This window comes from Vibrio superstes, assembly GCF_003569005.1.
GTDB lineage: Bacteria > Pseudomonadota > Gammaproteobacteria > Enterobacterales > Vibrionaceae > Vibrio > Vibrio superstes.
Genome location: NZ_BCUR01000004.1, coordinates 2,565,438 through 2,582,729 on the forward strand (window position 1 = coordinate 2,565,438; position 17,292 = coordinate 2,582,729).

Genomic DNA, 17,292 nt, shown 5'->3' on the forward strand with positions numbered 1-17,292 from the left:
TAAATTGCGATTTATTTAACTTTGTTATCAATTTCTGTGATTCAGTCAGGCAAAAACAAGTCTTTAAAGATGGAGAGTGCTCCTGAAAACACCCAACATAGTAGATAAGTTCCACTAAATTACTCGAACTCACGTATTTCATACACAAAAAAAGGCCTACTCGAAAGTAGGCCTTTTGTTAAATAATTGATTTATCGAATTATTGTTTCACTGTCATGAACTCTGGGTAAGCACCGATACCACAATCGTGAACGTCCATGCCTTCCATCTCTTCTTCTTTAGTAACTCGGATACCCATAGTTGCTTTCAGTACAGCCCACACAACCATGCTTGCACCGAATACCCAACCGAAGATTACAGCAGCACCTAGAAGCTGAGCACCAAATGTTGCATCTGCATTGCTTAGTGGCACTACCATCAAGCCGAAGAAACCACATACACCGTGAACAGAGATAGCACCCACTGGATCATCAATCTTGATTTTATCGAAGCCTACGATACTGAATACAACGATTGCACCTGCTACTGCACCAACACTCACTGCTGCAAGTGGTGATGGAGATAGAGGGTCGGCAGTAATTGCAACAAGACCTGCTAACGCACCGTTAAGAATCATAGTAAGGTCAGCCTTACCCCAAGTAGTCTTACACACTAGAAGCGCTGCGATTGCACCCGCTGCTGCTGCTGCGTTAGTGTTTAAGAAGATTTGGCCTACTGCTGTTGCATTTTCGAAGTCCGATACCATTAGCTGAGAACCGCCGTTGAAGCCGAACCAACCAAACCATAGGATAAACGTACCTAGTGTCGCTAGAGGCATGTTTGAACCTGGGATAGGGTGAACTGAACCGTTTTTACCGTATTTACCTGAACGAGCACCTAGTAGTATTACACCAGATAGAGCTGCTGCTGCACCAGCCATGTGTACGATACCTGAGCCGGCAAAGTCGCTAAAGCCCGCTTCTGATAGGAAACCGCCGCCCCAAGTCCAGTAGCCTTCCATTGGGTAGATAAAGCCAGTAAGAACCACTGTGAATGCAAGGAAAGCCCAAAGCTTCATACGTTCAGCTACAGCACCAGAAACTACTGACATTGCAGTTGCTACGAACACTACTTGGAAGAAGAAATCAGACTCTAGAGAGTGATCTGCGCCTTCGCCTTGTGTTCCTATTAGGCTGCCAAATGATGGTAGGTAACCGCCACCGCTATTGTCTACGTACATGATGTTGTAACCCACCAGCAAGAACATAGTACAAGCGATTGCGTACAACACGATGTTTTTAGTTAAGATTTCAGTGGTGTTCTTCGAGCGCACTAAGCCTGCTTCCAGCATGGCAAAGCCTGCTGCCATCCACATAACTAACGCACCTGAAATAAGAAAGAAAAAAGTGTCTAGTGCGTAACGAAGTTCCGTTACTGTAGCTGTAAGTTCCATAATAAATTCTCTTGTCCGTTATTCTTAAAGGGCTTCTGTATCCATTTCGCCTGTACGAATACGTACAGCCTGAGATAGGTCGTAGACAAAAATCTTGCCATCACCAATCTTGCCTGTGTGTGCTGCTTTACTCACTGCTTCAACAACACGGTCAACATTCTCAGCCTGTGTTGCGATTTCTAGCTTAACCTTTGGCAAGAAATCCACTTGATATTCTGCACCACGGTACAACTCAGTGTGACCTTTCTGACGGCCAAATCCCTTAACCTCAGAAACAGTCATACCTTCAATTCCCACATCCGATAGAGCTTCACGGACATCGTCCAATTTGAAGGGTTTGATAATTGCATTAATAAGTTTCATCGCTTTCCCTCTGCATAAGTAATTTCATCAACACTTTTATATATACAAAGGGCGTGCCAAGTTTTTAAATCCATGAATTTTAAGGATTTAAAGGAGAGAGGAGTAAAGAAGGGAATTTAATTGCACTATATTAGTGCACAACGCTCACCAAAAGTGCACAAAATGTTAAGAAATGTCACAAGTTTGTGCAATTGTGGGGAAAGGGCCTATCGGCCCGTTATTAGGAAGCGCTGCCATTGATGGATAAGGGTAGAGAAATCCTCCAGACCACATACCCCAGAACTCTCGCTGTCATAAAAGTCCATATCAGGCTCAAACTCTTGTTCATATTGCTGCAGTAACACGTTTTCTTGTACGGTCACTTCACCCGCTTCAATACTAATACTGATCTCCGTACCGGGAAGGTTAAAGACGTCTGCTAGATTATTGTTCGCCTGCTCCATCAAACTAAGAACTTGGTTGATCTTTTCCATATCATTACCAATCTCTTCATTCAGCCAACGGCCAATGATCTCATGCCCCATGCTGCATTGAACGGAGTACTTTCCAAATACGCGTCTAAATTCAAACTCCATAACTCAACCTATATTGCAATAATAACCAAGCGCTACAAGCTCGGCAGTATACCATTATCTTTTTAGAAACGAGCATATTGACACGTTTGCCGTTACTATCCTGCCGCCAATACCAGAAACAAATGCCTATAAAGATGAGAGCCTGTTATGCAACTGAATGAAATGATCGCCAGACAAATTGTTGAACGAACAATGAAGATCATTCCCTACTCCATCAATGTCATGGATGCTAATGGACGTATTATTGGTTCCAGCGATGCCACTCGTTTGCACCAAAAGCATGAGGGAGCCGTGCTGGCCATCACCGAGTCTCGCGTTGTAAACATCGATGAAGCGACTGCAGAGCATCTAAAAGGTGTCAAACCAGGCATTAACCTGCCGATCTTCTTTCAAGACCTCGTTATTGGAGCAATCGGTATTTCAGGGACACTGCAGCAAGTGCATCATTTTGGTGAACTGGTAAAAATGACCGCGGAGCTTATTGTCGAACAAGCCGCACTCATGTCACAGGTCGAATGGAACAAGAGGCATCGAGAAGAATTAGTACTTCAATTGATCCGTGGCAGTACCCTAAATGACATGCAACTGCAGGCTATTGCCCAGCGTTTGGATCTCGACCTTGAACAACCTCGAATTGCCGCCGTCGTAAAGGTATTGCCTATAGGCAACAAAGCCCCTTCATTAGAGAACCTACAGCAATTGGTGCACCTATTGGAATACCCTGAGCGGGACAACCTAGTAGGCATCTTATCCGTTTCACAAAATGAAGTGGTGGTATTAAAGCCCATTACACTATCAGGAAGTGGTTGGTCTAAAGAGGCTGAAACCAAGCGTGTGAACCTGCTTCTAAAAAGAATAAAGAAAGAAGCTAAGTTTCAAATCAAGATTGCTCTAGGAGATTACTTTCCGGGACTCGCCGGACTCGCGCGCTCATACGATACAGCCGAACTGACCATGCACAGCGTAGGCAATCGCTTTGGTGAGGTATTCTTTTATCAAGACCATCGGCTTCCTGCCATCATGAGCAGCCTCTTAGAAGACCCTTGGATTCGCGAACAGCTGGAGCAGTCTTATCTGCAGTTGCAAAAGCGCGACGGTAAAGGGCTACTGATTAAAACCCTTAAGACATATTTGAAACAGAATTGTGATTCAGCTCTCACCTGTAATGAGCTACACATTCATCGTAATACTCTGCGTTATCGAATAGAGAAGATCAATCAAATAACTTCATTAAATATCAATAACATAGATGATCTATTTCAACTGTATATTGCCATCAATCTGTTCCATTGGAAATAACAGTAATTGTGCAACTGCACAAATAATAACACCAGAAACCATCGTTTATTTGTGGCAAGCGCTAAAGACTTGTCACACCTCCCTCTCTATATTTGCCGAAAAATTACAAATTGTTACTTGGGAAATATCACATGATTGAAGTTTCAACCCTCGGCGCACTGGCAGCACTTATAGTCGCTATCGCGCTGATCCTAAAGAAAGTTCCACCCGCCTACGGCATGATTATTGGTGCCTTAATCGGCGGTATTGTAGGTGGTGTATCACTGACAGATACCGTAGGTCTAATGATCGGTGGTGCTCAAGGCATAGTGACTGCGGTTCTACGTATATTAGCTGCCGGTGTGTTGGCGGGTGTACTCATCGAGTCTGGCGCTGCCACCTCTATCGCCGAAACCATAGTTAAAAAAGTAGGTGAGACGCGAGCTCTACTGGCGCTAGCGGTAGCCACCATGATTTTGACTGCTGTTGGCGTATTCGTTGATGTGGCGGTTATTACCGTATCGCCAATTGCCCTAGCGATTGCTCACCGTGCGAACATCTCCAAGACAGCAATCTTGCTAGCAATGGTCGGTGGCGGTAAAGCGGGTAACGTTATGTCGCCAAACCCCAATGCAATTGCAGCCTCTGATGCGTTCAACGTTCCACTGACCTCTGTAATGGCAGCCGGCGTTATTCCAGGTCTATGTGGCATGCTATTGGCGTACTTTATTGCCAAGCGCCTAGTCAACAAGGGCAGCAAAGTTTCAGCTTCTGAGATCGTAGCCGTTGATCATAGCAAGCTACCGTCATTTGGCGCTGCGATTGTTGCGCCTCTTGTCGCTATTGCTCTACTGGCACTTCGTCCTATTGCTGGCATTAATGTTGACCCTCTTATTGCTCTACCTCTTGGTGGCCTTCTTGGTGCAGTGGTTATGGGTCGCTTCAAAGACTCTAACCAATTTGCGGTTGCGGGACTAAACCGCATGGCTCCAGTAGCAGTAATGCTTCTAGGTACAGGTACTCTAGCGGGCATCGTGGCTAACTCAGCATTAAAAGGTGGGCTTATCGATATCTTGACGGCGTCTGGTTTGCCTTCATATCTACTTGCACCAATCTCTGGTGCGATGATGTCTCTTGCTACCGCTTCAACCACAGCTGGTACAGCGGTTGCGGCGAGTGTATTTAGCCACACTATTTTAGAGCTCGGTGTTCCCGCTCTTGCTGGTGCTGCAATGATCCACTCTGGTGCTACCGTTCTTGACCACATGCCACACGGCAGCTTCTTCCATGCTACTGGCGGTGCTGTACATATGGGCATTCGTGAGCGTCTAAAGCTTATTCCTTACGAGTCTGCAGTAGGTCTAATGATTGCGTTTGTTTCTGTGATGATCTTCGGCGTATTTGGTCTGTTTGTTTAAGTTTAAGGGTTTCAAAATGAAAATTGTAATTGCTCCTGATTCATACAAAGAAAGCCTATCTGCAATGGGCGTAGCTCAAGCGATTGAAAACGGCTTCAAGCAAGTAATACCAGACGCTGAATACATTAAACTGCCGATGGCAGATGGTGGTGAAGGTACAGTTCAATCACTGGTTGATGCAACAAGTGGCTCTATCACCAAGCATCCTGTAATTGGTCCGCTAGGTGAGACCGTTGAAGGCTTCTACGGCATGCTAGGTGATGGCAAGACTGCGATCATCGAAATGGCTGCGGCCTCTGGTCTTGACTTGGTTGCTCCAGAGAAGCGCAATCCCTTAAAAACGACCACCTACGGTACAGGTGAGCTAATCAAGGCGGTATTAGACAAAGGTGTTGAGCATATTATTATTGGTATCGGCGGCAGCGCGACCAATGATGGTGGCCTAGGAATGGCTCAAGCCCTTGGCATTCGGATGCTAGATGCTGAAGGTAACGAGCTTGGTTTTGGTGGTGGTGAGTTGTCAAAACTGGCAAGCATAGATCTCAACGACCTAGATCAACGCCTACAAGACGTTCGCCTTGAGATTGCTTGTGACGTAGACAACCCATTATGTGGCCCTAAAGGTGCATCACATGTATTTGGTCCGCAAAAAGGCGCAACACCAGAAATGGTTGAACAGTTAGACGCCAACCTTGCCCACTACGCAAGCATCATGAAAGAGCAACTCGGGGCTGACGTGATTAATCTTCCTGGCGCGGGGGCTGCTGGTGGACTTGGCGCGGCACTAGTGGGTCTTCTAGATGCTGAACTTCGCCCAGGCATCAACATTGTCATGGATGCGGTTAATCTCGATAACGTGGTTGCGGATGCAGACCTTGTGATTACGGGTGAAGGTCGTATTGATAGCCAAACCATTCACGGCAAAACGCCGATTGGTGTTGCTCGCACCGCCAAAAAACATAACCTGCCGGTCATCGGCATTGCCGGCTGTCTCGCTGCAGACTGTAGTGTGGTTCATGGACATGGTATCGACGCAGTGTTCTCGGTTGTGAATCACGCGGTAGACCTGCCAACCGCATTGGCTGAAGCGGCTGAGAATATTGAGCTCACCGCTCGCAATGTTGCAGCGCTATATATGATGAAACGCGCGATATAACACGGCGTTAAGCTACCTCGATACAAAAAAGGCCGCTATCAAGCGGCCTTATTCGTATTTACAGTACGTCAGATATTATGCTGGCTCTTGGAAAATCACCGTATCTGCTTTGTCTGTGTATTGGCCCATACGATGGAAGTTCAGGTAGCGATAGGTATCCGCTGCTGTTGCATCAATCTGCGATGAGTACTCTAGGTATTCTTCTTTAGTCGGAATGCGACCTAAGATAGCACCGACTGCCGCCAGTTCAGCTGAAGCCAAGTAAACGTTCGCGCCAGTACCTAAACGGTTCGGGAAGTTACGAGTCGACGTTGACATCACTGTCGCTTTGTCTGCCACTCGAGCTTGGTTACCCATACACAGTGAACAGCCCGGAGTTTCGATGCGAACCCCTGCACGTCCAAAGATGCCGTAGTAGCCTTCTTCTGTCAGTTGGTCACGGTCCATCTTAGTCGGAGGTGCAACCCAAAGACGAGTATCTAGCTGGCCGTTGAATTTCTCCAATAGCTTACCTGCAGCGCGGAAGTGCCCAATATTGGTCATACATGAACCAATGAATACCTCATCAATATCAGTACCTTGTACTTCAGATAATGGACGTGCATCGTCAGGATCATTTGGTGCGCACAAGATTGGTTCATCGATCTCAGCCAGATCAATCTCAATCACATGCTTATACTCAGCGTCTTTATCCGCTTCCATAAGCTCTGGATTGTCTACCCACTCTTGCATAGCAGTAATACGGCGCTCAATAGTACGGCGGTCACCGTAGCCTTCAGCGATCATCCACTTAAGCATAACGATGTTAGAGTTTAAGTACTCTTCGATAGACTCTTGAGAGAGCTTAACCGTACAACCTGCAGCGCTTCGCTCCGCAGATGCATCAGACAACTCAAATGCTTGCTCTACGCTTAGGTGTTCAACACCCTCAATCTCAAGAACGCGACCAGAGAATTCATTGATCTTGCCCGCTTTCTCAACCGTTAGTAGACCTTGCTTGATGCCGTAATACGGGATGGCATGAACTAGATCACGTAGCGTAATACCCGGCTTCATTTCGCCTTTAAAGCGCACCAAGATAGATTCAGGCATATCCAGTGGCATAACGCCCGTTGCCGCAGCAAAGGCCACAAGACCAGACCCTGCAGGGAAAGAGATACCTAGAGGGAAACGAGTATGTGAATCACCGCCCGTACCGACAGTATCAGGAAGCAACATACGGTTTAGCCATGAGTGAATAACACCATCACCAGGGCGAAGCGATACACCGCCACGGTTCATGATGAAATCAGGTAGCGTATGGTGAGTATTTACATCAACAGGTTTTGGATACGCTGATGTGTGACAGAAAGACTGCATCACAAGGTCAGCTGAGAAGCCCAAACACGCTAAGTCTTTTAGCTCATCACGCGTCATAGGACCCGTTGTATCTTGAGAGCCCACTGTCGTCATTTTAGGTTCGCAGTATTGTCCTGCACGTACACCTTCTACGCCACAGGCTTTACCAACCATTTTCTGAGCTAGCGTGTAGCCTTTATTCGATACAGATGGGTCAATAGGTTTAGCAAACAAATCTGTTTCTTCTAAGCCTAGAGATGTACGAGCACGGCTAGTCAATCCACGACCCACAATCAGAGGGATACGCCCGCCGGCACGAACTTCATCAAGCAGTACTTTACCTAGTTCAAACGTAGAGATTACTTCGCCGTTCTTACGCACTACGCCTTCATATGGGAAGATATCAATCACATCTCCCATATTCATGCTTTGCACGTCCAGTTCAATTGGCAATGCACCTGAGTCTTCCATAGTGTTATAGAAAATTGGGGCAATCTTTCCACCTAAACAGATACCGCCGGTACGCTTGTTTGGCACGTTCGGAATATCGTCACCCATAAACCACAGCACAGAGTTTGTCGCTGACTTACGAGAAGAGCCTGTTCCCACAACATCACCAACGTAAGCTAATGGAATGCCATCTTTTTGCAGTTCTTCTATTTGGCTAATAGGTCCTATATTACCTTGCTCATCAGGATGGATGCCCTCACGCTCCATCTTAAGCATTGCTTTTGCATGCACTGGAATATCAGGGCGAGACCAAGCATCAGGGGCTGGTGATAGGTCATCAGTGTTAGTTTCGCCGGTTACTTTAAAGACTTTAACCGTGATTTTTTCTGCTACTTTATCTTTCGATGTAAACCATTCCGCATCCGCCCAAGACTGGACAACTTGCTTAGCAAGTTCATTACCCGCTTTGGCTTTTTCTTCTACATCATAGAAGGCATCGAACATAAGCAGAGTATGAGAAAGTGCTTTTGTCGCAATTGGAGCCAGTTCTGAGTCATCTAGCAAGCTAACAAGCGGTTCGATGTTGTAACCACCCTGCATTGTGCCCAGTAGTTCAGCAGCCTTTTGCTTGCTCACTAGCGGTGATTCAACCTCACCCTTGGTGATTGCAGTTAGAAAACCAGCTTTAACATAAGCAGCTTCATCTACGCCCGGTGGAATACGGTTTTCTAGAAGGTCTAAGATGAAGGTTTCTTCACCTTGAGGTGGGTTCTTAAGTAATTCAACAAGTGCAGCCACCTGTTCTGCGTCTAGGGGCTTTGGAACCACTCCCTGTTCAGCACGCTCAGCTACGTGTTTGCGATAAGCTTCAAGCACAACATCATTCCTCTGGTTGTGGTCTGTGAGCTAAAAAAGCTACAGACATCCTTTGATCAGACACCTTGTCCTATTGTCGTAATATTTCTGCAACACTTATGCATCGCAGTGAACAAGGGCCAAAATGGTGTACCGAGAATATCAAAATTAACCTTAAATTAAAATCTCGCCATTTTGACCAACATAGCAACTTAGGATGAAATCTTTTACAAATTGTGTCTAAAAGCCACTCAAACAGATTTATTTAAATGAAGTGCCTATGATCAAATACACCGCTCCCATACCATCTTCTGTATGACCATAGCCTAAGGTTACTGGGCCTACGGGAGAATCGATTCCCGCGAACACAGAACCAGCCACAAATAATGGCGCATCGCTGATGCTGTTATCCTGACCAGACCAAACACCGCCATATTCAACTGAAGCGCCGAGGAAGACAGGAGATTGGAACATACCAAAATCATTCTCAAACCAACGATAACGGTAGATCAAACTGGTGAACGCTTTATTCTGGCCAATTAGGCTATTTCTGGGAATACCTGATAAATTGTGGAAGCCACCAAGTGTATAGGGATCAATAGGGGTTGCTGTCGTTTCAGAATCAAACAGACCAAGCTCAGCGTTGGCTACGAGTGTATGTTTTTCAAAGAAGGTCGCGGCCCCCATAAGGTTTACCTTGTACTCATCCACCCTTTCATCGTCCTCTACCTTGGTGCCTAAGTCCTCAACGGTATCAAAGGAACTTACGTACTCTAGGTAGACATAGGTACCCTGAGTAGGAAAAGAAAAGCTGTCCAACGTATCATGCAGATACCTGACATATACCCCCTTTCTATCAAACTTAACGTCGCCCTTAGAAGGCAGTGTAGACAATTCAGCTTCGCCGTTGGTATAGCGCAGGCCAACTTTCACCTCACTCCACAGTGCCGGTTGTAATCCAATGCCAAGATCGGCAACGAACTGCTTATAAGAGACGGGAATGTAGTCCTCAACCTTGCTTAGGTCATCGATTTCTTCATCAAGAGCTCCAGCTACAGTCACATTACGTTTGTCGTCAGAGTAGATAAGACTAAAGGTATTAAATAGCAACTGATTGGCAAAAAATGGGGCGTAGAGGTCAATACCTATCAATTTATCTGTACCTAGCTCAAAGTTACCTCTGAGTTCCGCACCTTGCCGGCTCATGTCAGTAAAATTGATTGACGCACCCAGGCCATATTGACTGTCTGTTGTAAAATCGTCTTCTAAAAAGAAACGGAAATTAAGATAATTTGGACCCCAATCTTTTTCATCAACACTCACCACCACTGCATTTTCATGCTCACGCTGATCAATACGATAGGTGATCTTTTCAAAGCGGTCTAAGGCATACAGGCGGGTTATCCCCTCTTCAATTTCTTGAGGAGTAGGCTCGTTCTCAACAGCCAAATCTAGACGGTGGCTAAGAATCTCTGGGTTGTAATGACTTTGGTTCTGTACCTCAATAACATCAATCGGAATCTCATCACCAAACACCATGAATTCGGCTTTGAGCTCTTTATCTTTGATATAGGTTGCGTAGTCCTCCTCAGACAAGGAATAACGCTGCAATCTATCTCGATTGGCCATGGCAGCTTCGTACCCTAGCTCATAAGCCTCTGGCATTGCGCTAAAATCAGTGGTCCCTATCTCTCCCACTTCGGGCTTAAGGTAAGTATCATCGGGGGTGAGTAACTTAGCCTTTTCAACCGTGCCTCTTTGAACCAAGTAATTGGAGAGTTGCCCGCCCACATCCAAGAAGCTTCGCAATTCATCTTTGTTTTTATAGTTACTTGAGATGTCCACGGCTATGACGTAATCAGCGCCCATCTCCTTGGCAAGATCAACCGGCATATTGTTGACCACGCCACCATCAACCAACAAACGTCCGTTGACCTCATAGGGTGGCAAAGCACCGGGTACTGACATCGATGCCATCATGGCATCAACTAGATACCCTTTATCCAATACCACCTCTTCAAGTTCAACAATATCTGTAGCAACCGCGCGATAGCGGATCGCCATATTGTCAAAGCTTCCCATTGCGGGCGGATTACGAGAGGTTTCACGAAGAATACGCAGCATACCCTGGCCTTGAACTACGCCTTTCGGAGTTTTAATCGTGCCTAAACCAACGCCGAGGTCGGTATTCAGTTGGTAGCGATCCTCGTACTCTTTATCACGTAAGCGACGATCGGAGCGATTGACTTGATCACGGTATCCCGAGTTCCAGTCTACCGTTGTCAGATAGCCTTTGATTTGTTCTGCACTTTGACCTGTCGCGTACAGACCACCCACGTAGGAACCCATACTGGTGCCAGTGATAATATCGACGGGAATACGCATCTCTTCGAGGGCTTTCAAGACGCCGATATGCGCTGCCCCTTTAGCCCCTCCACCAGCCAACACCACCGCAATAGTGGGTCTCGTTGTAGGGTTGCCGATAGAGGACTCAGCATCATTTACTGATTGAGCGTGAGCGAGGGTAGATTGGAGCGACAAGGCTCCAATCAAAAAAGCCATCCGAAGCAATTGATATTCCTATAAATCCGTTTACTAGAATACCCTTAAATCTAACACACTTTGTGACAAATCATTGCCCCTACCAAGGTAATATTTTTTTAAACCAAGGCTTTGCGTTAGATTCACACTCCTCAAGCGCCGAGCCGCCCTCATCCCAAACAGGGAGTTTGAAGTCGCTACTGCAATCTACCGCTAGGCTACCATCGTCCAATTTACGGTAGCCCAGAGTGCGAATGCCTTTTGGCCAAGGTAGGCTAAGCACCTCAGGCTCACGATGTTTTAAGTAGTCGGCATAAACTCGCAAAGCACCAGATGACCCCGTCAAATACGCTTGTTGGTTGTCATCACGTCCTACCCAAAGGGTCACCACTTCTCTACCATCCACGCCAACAAACCAACTGTCACGCCCATCATTACTGGTACCGGTTTTACCCGCGAGTGCATAGCGAGAATAATTGGCGGATAGATAGCGCCCCGACCCCTCAGTCACGACTTTCTTCATCGCAAAGGTGGTAAGCCAAGCGGCCTGCTCAGGCACTACCTGCTGAGCACGAGGAAAGGATTGATAAAGAACCTCATCATCTTGATTCTTCACCACTCGCAGAGCGCTCAATGGCACTTTTCGCCCTGAGTTAGTCAGTGATTGATACATTTGCGCTACTTGATAAGGCGTTAACGAAAATGCCCCAAGGAACATCGAAGGCAGAGGACGAACCTCATCTTCACCGACCCCGAGTTTTTCAATGGTTTGTTGCACATTTCTAATACCCAGTGTCATACCCAGTTGCACTGTTGGTACATTCAAGGACTGAGCCAGTGAGCGATAGAGCGGTACATTTCCTCGAAACTTTCTATCAAAGTTTCGTGGTGTCCAGTTACTTCCCTTATTCCCTTTGAGTGAGATAGGCTCATCAACTAAAGTGCTCGCCAATCGATACTTATCCGGCTGCATTAGGGCATCCAAATAAACCGCTGGCTTAACCAAAGAGCCAATCTGACGAGAGGCATTCAATGCACGGTTAAATCCATCATAGCCAGTACGTCTTCCGCCGACCATGGCGCGAATCTCGCCTGTTTGTCTGTCCACGGCAATGGCCGCGGCTTCTAGTTGCTCTGGCTTCCCTTTCTCTAGCCTTGGCAGGGTTTCTGTAACGGCTTTTTCTAGCATTGATTGAGATACAGGGTCTAAAGTGGTAAACAAGCGCAGCCCTGCATGCTGCTGAAAGTCTTCACCAACATACTCATTTAGCTCGTTTTTAAGCTGTTGGAAATACGCAGGTTGCCTGCTCGCAATTTGTGGTGTTTTTTGCAGATCCAGCTCTCTGCTGACCGCTTGTTGGTACTGCTCAGAATCAAGCGTCCCTTGTTCAAACAGGAGTTTAAGGATCAAATCTCTGCGCTCTTTGGCGCGCTCTGGATTACGAATAGGGTTGTAATACGATGGTCCCTTTACCAGTCCAACTAGCATAGCCACTTGGTCAATACGCAGCTCTTGGATAGGCTGCCCAAAATAGAAACGAGCTGCTAAGCCAAAGCCGTGTATTGCTTCACCGGCACTTTGTCCAAGATAGACCTCATTCAGGTACGCTTCTAGGATTCGGTCTTTGTCATAGCGATGGTCGATAATAAGGGCAATTAAGGCCTCACGCACCTTACGCACTAACGTCTTTTCTCTGGTTAGGAATAGGTTTTTACTTAGCTGCTGCGTCAAAGTACTGCCACCTTGCACCGCACGTCCAGCTTTAAGGTTTACCACAAAAGCGCGTGCGATTGCGGTAAGTGAGACACCATCATGCTGATAAAAGTCGCGATCTTCCGTAGTTAACAAGGCATCAATCAAAAACTCTGGATAGTCCTGTCGTTTTACAAACAGTCGCTGCTCTGTGACATCTTTTTCCAACATACCGAGCATCTTCGGCTCAAGACGTAAAAAGCCCAGCTGTGCTTTTTTCTCAACCGATTCAATCTTGGTAACGCTAGAGCTATCAAAGTGGAGCATGACATGACGCTCAGCCTCGGGACCATCCTGAAATTCAAATGGGCGACGAATAAGTTCTATTTTAGTGCTAGAGGCGGAGTACTCCCCTGGAAACTTAGGATTACGCACCTTACGATAATGTAAAACATCCAACTCTTTTAGCATCTGAGAGTGGGTGATTTCGGTGCCTGGAGCGAGGTTTAATATGCGTGCATAGACGACGGTAGGTAGGTCGAAAAGCTGCCCTTCAAAGCGGCGTTCTACTATCGTATTCAGATAAATCATCACAAAGGCAAGCACTGCAAACCCGGTAAGCCCAAGCTTCCAAGTAATACCCCATAGCTTCTTTAGCCACGATCGAGGGGCCTTTTTATTGGCTTTGTTGTTCTTTGAGGCAGGCTTTCTCGGGGCTGCTTTTTTTGCCGGTGTCTTTTTGGCTTGTGGCTTCTTCACCTGACGACTTTTTGGCGGAGTCCGTTTCTCTGGCACGCTATGATTCCATTTATTGTTTAATTACTCAGCATTGAGGTTTATAGCCTCTATTTGAGGTTACTTAAGATGACGTTTCGTTTTACTGGTCGCTTGGTGTGACGCTGGGTCATCTGGCCACGGGTGCTTAGGATAGCGACCCTTCATCTCTTTTTGCACCTCTTTGTACGCTCCATTCCAGAAACCAGCTAGGTCTTGAGTCACCTGCAATGGCCTTTGGGCAGGAGAAAGTAACTCAAGTGTCACCTTGACTCTACCTTGCGCCACTGTTGGCGACTGAGGCTCACCAAACATTTCTTGAAGCTTGACCGATAACTTAGGGTTCTGCCCCTCACTGTAGTCAATCGCTTTTGTCGAACCAGAGGGCACCTTTAACGCTTTAGGCAGCAAGGTATTAATTTCTTGGTTCAAAGGCCAGCCTAATTCGGCATTAAGAATATCTAACATATTCAGGCGCTGTAGCGCTTTTACCGAGCGAACATTATCAAGGTAGGGTAATAACCAGCGCTCTAGATTATTCAATAGCCCTTGCTCACTCCAATCTGGCCACTCTTTCTCAGGAAGCCAAGCCCTTGCGCAGTTAATGCGACTTCGTAGCGCCTCAGAATCCTTGCTCCAAGGCAGTATCTGCAAGCCTTTTTTGGCAATGTAGTTCAGTAGTCCTTTCACCAACACCTGAGGCGATATCTCAGAGGGTGAAATTGGCTTACGCTTGATCACCAACTGACCGATTCGAGTTTGATGCTCGGCGAGCATAGCCTGCTTTTCATCGCTCCATTGCACCACATCCTCTTCTTCAAGACGATGGTAAGTCTCAAGCTCAGATAAGCTAATACTTGAGGCTGCTAATATGCGACTGGCCGACTGACGCCCCTTCTGCAAGTTGGCAACCGCTAAGTACTCATCGCTAGATAAGCGGCTATTCTCATCCACAAACGCTCCATGACCGGAGGCAAGTTGGTACTGATTACCACTTAAAGAGCGTCGTTGTCCGAGACGATCAGGATAAGCAAAACTTAGGCACACGCCTACCTGGCCTGTCAGTATCAAGGCAGCTGAAAACTTACGATGACACCTTGCCGCTAAACTCTCTACTCGTCTTTTTAGCACGCCTTGCTTAGGGTGCTTTCTCTCCGCAAACAGGGCGACTTGAAATGCAATGTCATCGCTATTTCTCATCGGCTCTTCCAATACTGCAGCGGTCACTAAGGCAGTATCAAACAGCGTATCAGGCGCGCGTGAAAGCATGGCGCCCAAACGAGGTTCTAAACCTAATTGTAGAGCTCGCCTACCTTGCTGAGTCAGAGTTAAGTCAGAAGTGAGCAAGGTTAGGCGTTGCAATAATTCACTCGCAGCACTTATCGCAGCGGATGACGGATGGTCGACAAACTGCAGCGTCGTGAGATCGCTGCTTCCCCACTGCACCGCTTCCAGCATCAGAGGCGCTAAATCAGAACGTAATATCTCTGGCGTGGTATGCGATTGGTTTTGATTGAATTGAGATTCAGAAAAGAGCCTTACGCAAACTCCCGGCTCTGTTCGCCCTGCACGTCCCGCACGTTGGATGGCGGATGATTGTGATATCCATTTCTGCTCAAGACGACTGACACCATTGCTCAAGTCAAAGCTCGCACGATTCTCAAGACCTGAATCAATAACGATCCTTACCCCTTCAATAGTCAGTGATGTTTCAGCAATATTGGTGGTTAGTACGATCTTTCTTTCATCCTTATTACATGGCTGTATGGCCTGCTGTTGAGTAGAAAAATCCAAACCACCATGCAAAGGAAGCACCTTGAGTCCATTAACCTGATGTAGCTCATTGCTCAGCGATTCCAAACAAGCATTGATGAGCCCAACACTTGGCAAGAAAACAAGAATCGAGCCCGACTCTTCGTTTATCGTTTTGATGGTTTGCTGACAAATATGCGCAATGAGATTTTGATTTGGTTTAAGCGAGGCGTAGCGCTGCTCAATAGGAAAGCCTCGTCCTTGTGAGGTGTGAATCGCCGCATCAGGCATAATGGAATGCAGACCAGCTTGATCGAGCGTTGCCGACATCACGATGATCTTAAGCTGTTCGTTAAATACTTGCTGCACCTCAAGAGCCAAGGCTAAGCCGAGATCAGCATGGATACTCCTTTCGTGAAACTCATCAAACAGCAACAGTTCAACGTCACTAAGCTCTGGGTCAGATTGAATCATGCGAGTAAGGACGCCTTCTGTGACTATCTCAAGCCGAGTAGAAGCACTGGTTTTGCTCTCGCCACGGATTCGATAACCCACCCGCTGACCGACTGGCTCGCCAAGCTGTTTTGCAATGAAGGTGGCGATACTCTTCGCCGCAAGCCTTCTAGGCTCAAGCATAATGATCTTGCCCTGCCATTGTGGATCAACAAGCAACTGCAATGGCAAATAGGTCGATTTACCTGCGCCAGGGGGCGCTTGAATAATCAGCTGAGAATTGAGCTTAAGAGAGGCGGTAATATCCTCTAAAATTGCGCCAATAGGCAAATTGGATAGTGCTTGAGTCAAGAGAAGGGCCTATGCCATGATGTGTTCTTGGTCAATTCTACCCAAATGATTTAGAAATGGAATTTTCTCCTGCTTTACAATGTGGCACTTTAATCAAGCGCTATAAGCGCTTTCTTGCCGACCTTTCATTGGACGACGGCTCTGAGCTCACCATTCATTGTGCTAATACTGGGGCAATGACCGGATGTGCTGAACCGGGCAATAAGGTGTGGTTTTCTACCTCTGATAACCCTAAACGTAAATATCCCAATAGTTGGGAGTTGACAGAGACACTAGCGGGACATCGTATCTGCGTGAATACCCTACGCGCCAATACACTGGCTATTGAAGGAATAAGAGAAGGCGCTATCAAGGAACTGTCTGGCTATGAAGAGCTCAAAACCGAGCAGAAATATGGCTCAGAGAACAGTCGTATTGATGTTTTATTACGCTCAAAGGATAAGGCCGACTGTTATATTGAAGTAAAGAGCGTCACCTTACTGTCTAATGATGAAGGCTTGGGACAGTTTCCAGATGCAGTGACGACTCGAGGACAAAAACACCTTAGGGAGTTGATCGAGATAACAGAATCTGGGCAAAGAGCCGTACTTTTGTTTATTGTTTTACATTCAGGTATTGAAAAGGTATCCCCTGCGACCCATATAGATGAGCATTATTCAAATTTACTACAGCAAGCCTTAAAAGCCGGCGTTGAAGTAATTTGTTACAAAGCAGATCTTTGCACGGGTGAGGTAAAGATCTCGCGCAAATTGCCATTTTACCAAGGTTAAAATGACGAATTGTTCACAGTTATGCGTATAGCTGAGAATGTAACCAAAAGACTTCGTTGCTAATACAAGGACTTTTTGCTATAGATACCCGCC

General features: G+C 46.5%; 11 protein-coding genes. 4 read left to right on the top strand and 7 right to left on the bottom strand.

The genetic code is table 11. The features are described 5' to 3' along the window. Positions 1-199: 199 nt before the first annotated feature. The 3 genes from D5I41_RS19620 to D5I41_RS19630 form a co-directional block, all read right to left on the bottom strand. Positions 200-1,432: an ammonium transporter gene (locus tag D5I41_RS19620; RefSeq protein ID WP_119011258.1), complete on the bottom strand. Its 1,233-nt coding sequence runs from the start codon at positions 1,430-1,432 to the stop codon at positions 200-202. Positions 1,433-1,456: 24 nt separating this feature from the next. Next, positions 1,457-1,795 (bottom strand): P-II family nitrogen regulator, encoded by a 339-nt coding sequence (gene glnK / locus D5I41_RS19625; protein ID WP_017028386.1) that lies wholly within the window; start codon positions 1,793-1,795, stop codon positions 1,457-1,459. A gap of 206 nt (positions 1,796-2,001) precedes the next feature. After that, positions 2,002-2,370: a YacL family protein gene (locus tag D5I41_RS19630; protein WP_119011259.1), complete on the bottom strand. Its 369-nt coding sequence runs from the start codon at positions 2,368-2,370 to the stop codon at positions 2,002-2,004. A 147-nt stretch (positions 2,371-2,517) separates the two neighbouring features. On the opposite strand from D5I41_RS19630, the gene D5I41_RS19635 reads away from it, so the two are divergent. The 3 genes from D5I41_RS19635 (at position 2,518) to D5I41_RS19645 (ending at position 6,222) form a co-directional block, all read left to right on the top strand. Then, positions 2,518-3,669, top strand: a complete 1,152-nt coding sequence (locus D5I41_RS19635; RefSeq protein WP_119011260.1) for a sugar diacid recognition domain-containing protein — start codon at positions 2,518-2,520, stop codon at positions 3,667-3,669. Between the two features lie 131 nt (positions 3,670-3,800). Next, positions 3,801-5,066, top strand: a complete 1,266-nt coding sequence (locus D5I41_RS19640; RefSeq protein WP_065210190.1) for a GntP family permease — start codon at positions 3,801-3,803, stop codon at positions 5,064-5,066. 16 nt (positions 5,067-5,082) lie between these two features. After that, complete coding sequence (locus tag D5I41_RS19645) at positions 5,083-6,222, top strand: glycerate kinase (protein ID WP_119011261.1); 1,140 nt, start codon at positions 5,083-5,085, stop codon at positions 6,220-6,222. Between the two features lie 75 nt (positions 6,223-6,297). On the opposite strand, the gene acnB is transcribed toward D5I41_RS19645, so the two are convergent. The 4 genes from acnB to hrpB form a co-directional block, all read right to left on the bottom strand. Beyond that, positions 6,298-8,886, bottom strand: a complete 2,589-nt coding sequence (gene acnB, locus D5I41_RS19650; RefSeq protein WP_119011262.1) for a bifunctional aconitate hydratase 2/2-methylisocitrate dehydratase — start codon at positions 8,884-8,886, stop codon at positions 6,298-6,300. A gap of 240 nt (positions 8,887-9,126) precedes the next feature. Next, entirely contained in the window at positions 9,127-11,427 is a 2,301-nt protein-coding gene (locus tag D5I41_RS19655; RefSeq protein WP_186811123.1) for a patatin-like phospholipase family protein, read from the bottom strand. 79 nt (positions 11,428-11,506) lie between these two features. Then, complete coding sequence (mrcB, locus tag D5I41_RS19660; RefSeq protein WP_119011264.1) at positions 11,507-13,894, bottom strand: penicillin-binding protein 1B; 2,388 nt, start codon at positions 13,892-13,894, stop codon at positions 11,507-11,509. Between the two features lie 60 nt (positions 13,895-13,954). Then, the gene (gene hrpB / locus D5I41_RS19665) at positions 13,955-16,429 is read right to left on the bottom strand and encodes an ATP-dependent helicase HrpB (protein WP_119011265.1); all 2,475 of its coding nucleotides are present in this window, start codon (positions 16,427-16,429) and stop codon (positions 13,955-13,957) included. Positions 16,430-16,485: 56 nt separating this feature from the next. Here hrpB and sfsA point away from each other — a divergent pair, with 56 nt between their 5' ends. After that, the gene (sfsA, locus tag D5I41_RS19670; RefSeq protein ID WP_119011266.1) at positions 16,486-17,199 is read left to right on the top strand and encodes a DNA/RNA nuclease SfsA; all 714 of its coding nucleotides are present in this window, start codon (positions 16,486-16,488) and stop codon (positions 17,197-17,199) included. Positions 17,200-17,292: the final 93 nt, after the last annotated feature.

Bases quoted from the DNA above. Each gene is read 5' to 3' on its own strand.
- D5I41_RS19620 (WP_119011258.1), bottom strand. From the start codon at position 1,432: ATGGAACTTACAGCTACAGTAACGGAACTTCGTTACGCACTAGACACT.
- glnK (WP_017028386.1), bottom strand. From the start codon at position 1,795: ATGAAACTTATTAATGCAATTATCAAACCCTTCAAATTGGACGATGTC.
- D5I41_RS19630 (WP_119011259.1), bottom strand. From the start codon at position 2,370: ATGGAGTTTGAATTTAGACGCGTATTTGGAAAGTACTCCGTTCAATGC.
- D5I41_RS19635 (WP_119011260.1), top strand. From the start codon at position 2,518: ATGCAACTGAATGAAATGATCGCCAGACAAATTGTTGAACGAACAATG.
- D5I41_RS19640 (WP_065210190.1), top strand. From the start codon at position 3,801: ATGATTGAAGTTTCAACCCTCGGCGCACTGGCAGCACTTATAGTCGCT.
- D5I41_RS19645 (WP_119011261.1), top strand. From the start codon at position 5,083: ATGAAAATTGTAATTGCTCCTGATTCATACAAAGAAAGCCTATCTGCA.
- D5I41_RS19655 (WP_186811123.1), bottom strand. From the start codon at position 11,427: ATGGCTTTTTTGATTGGAGCCTTGTCGCTCCAATCTACCCTCGCTCAC.
- sfsA (WP_119011266.1), top strand. From the start codon at position 16,486: ATGGAATTTTCTCCTGCTTTACAATGTGGCACTTTAATCAAGCGCTAT.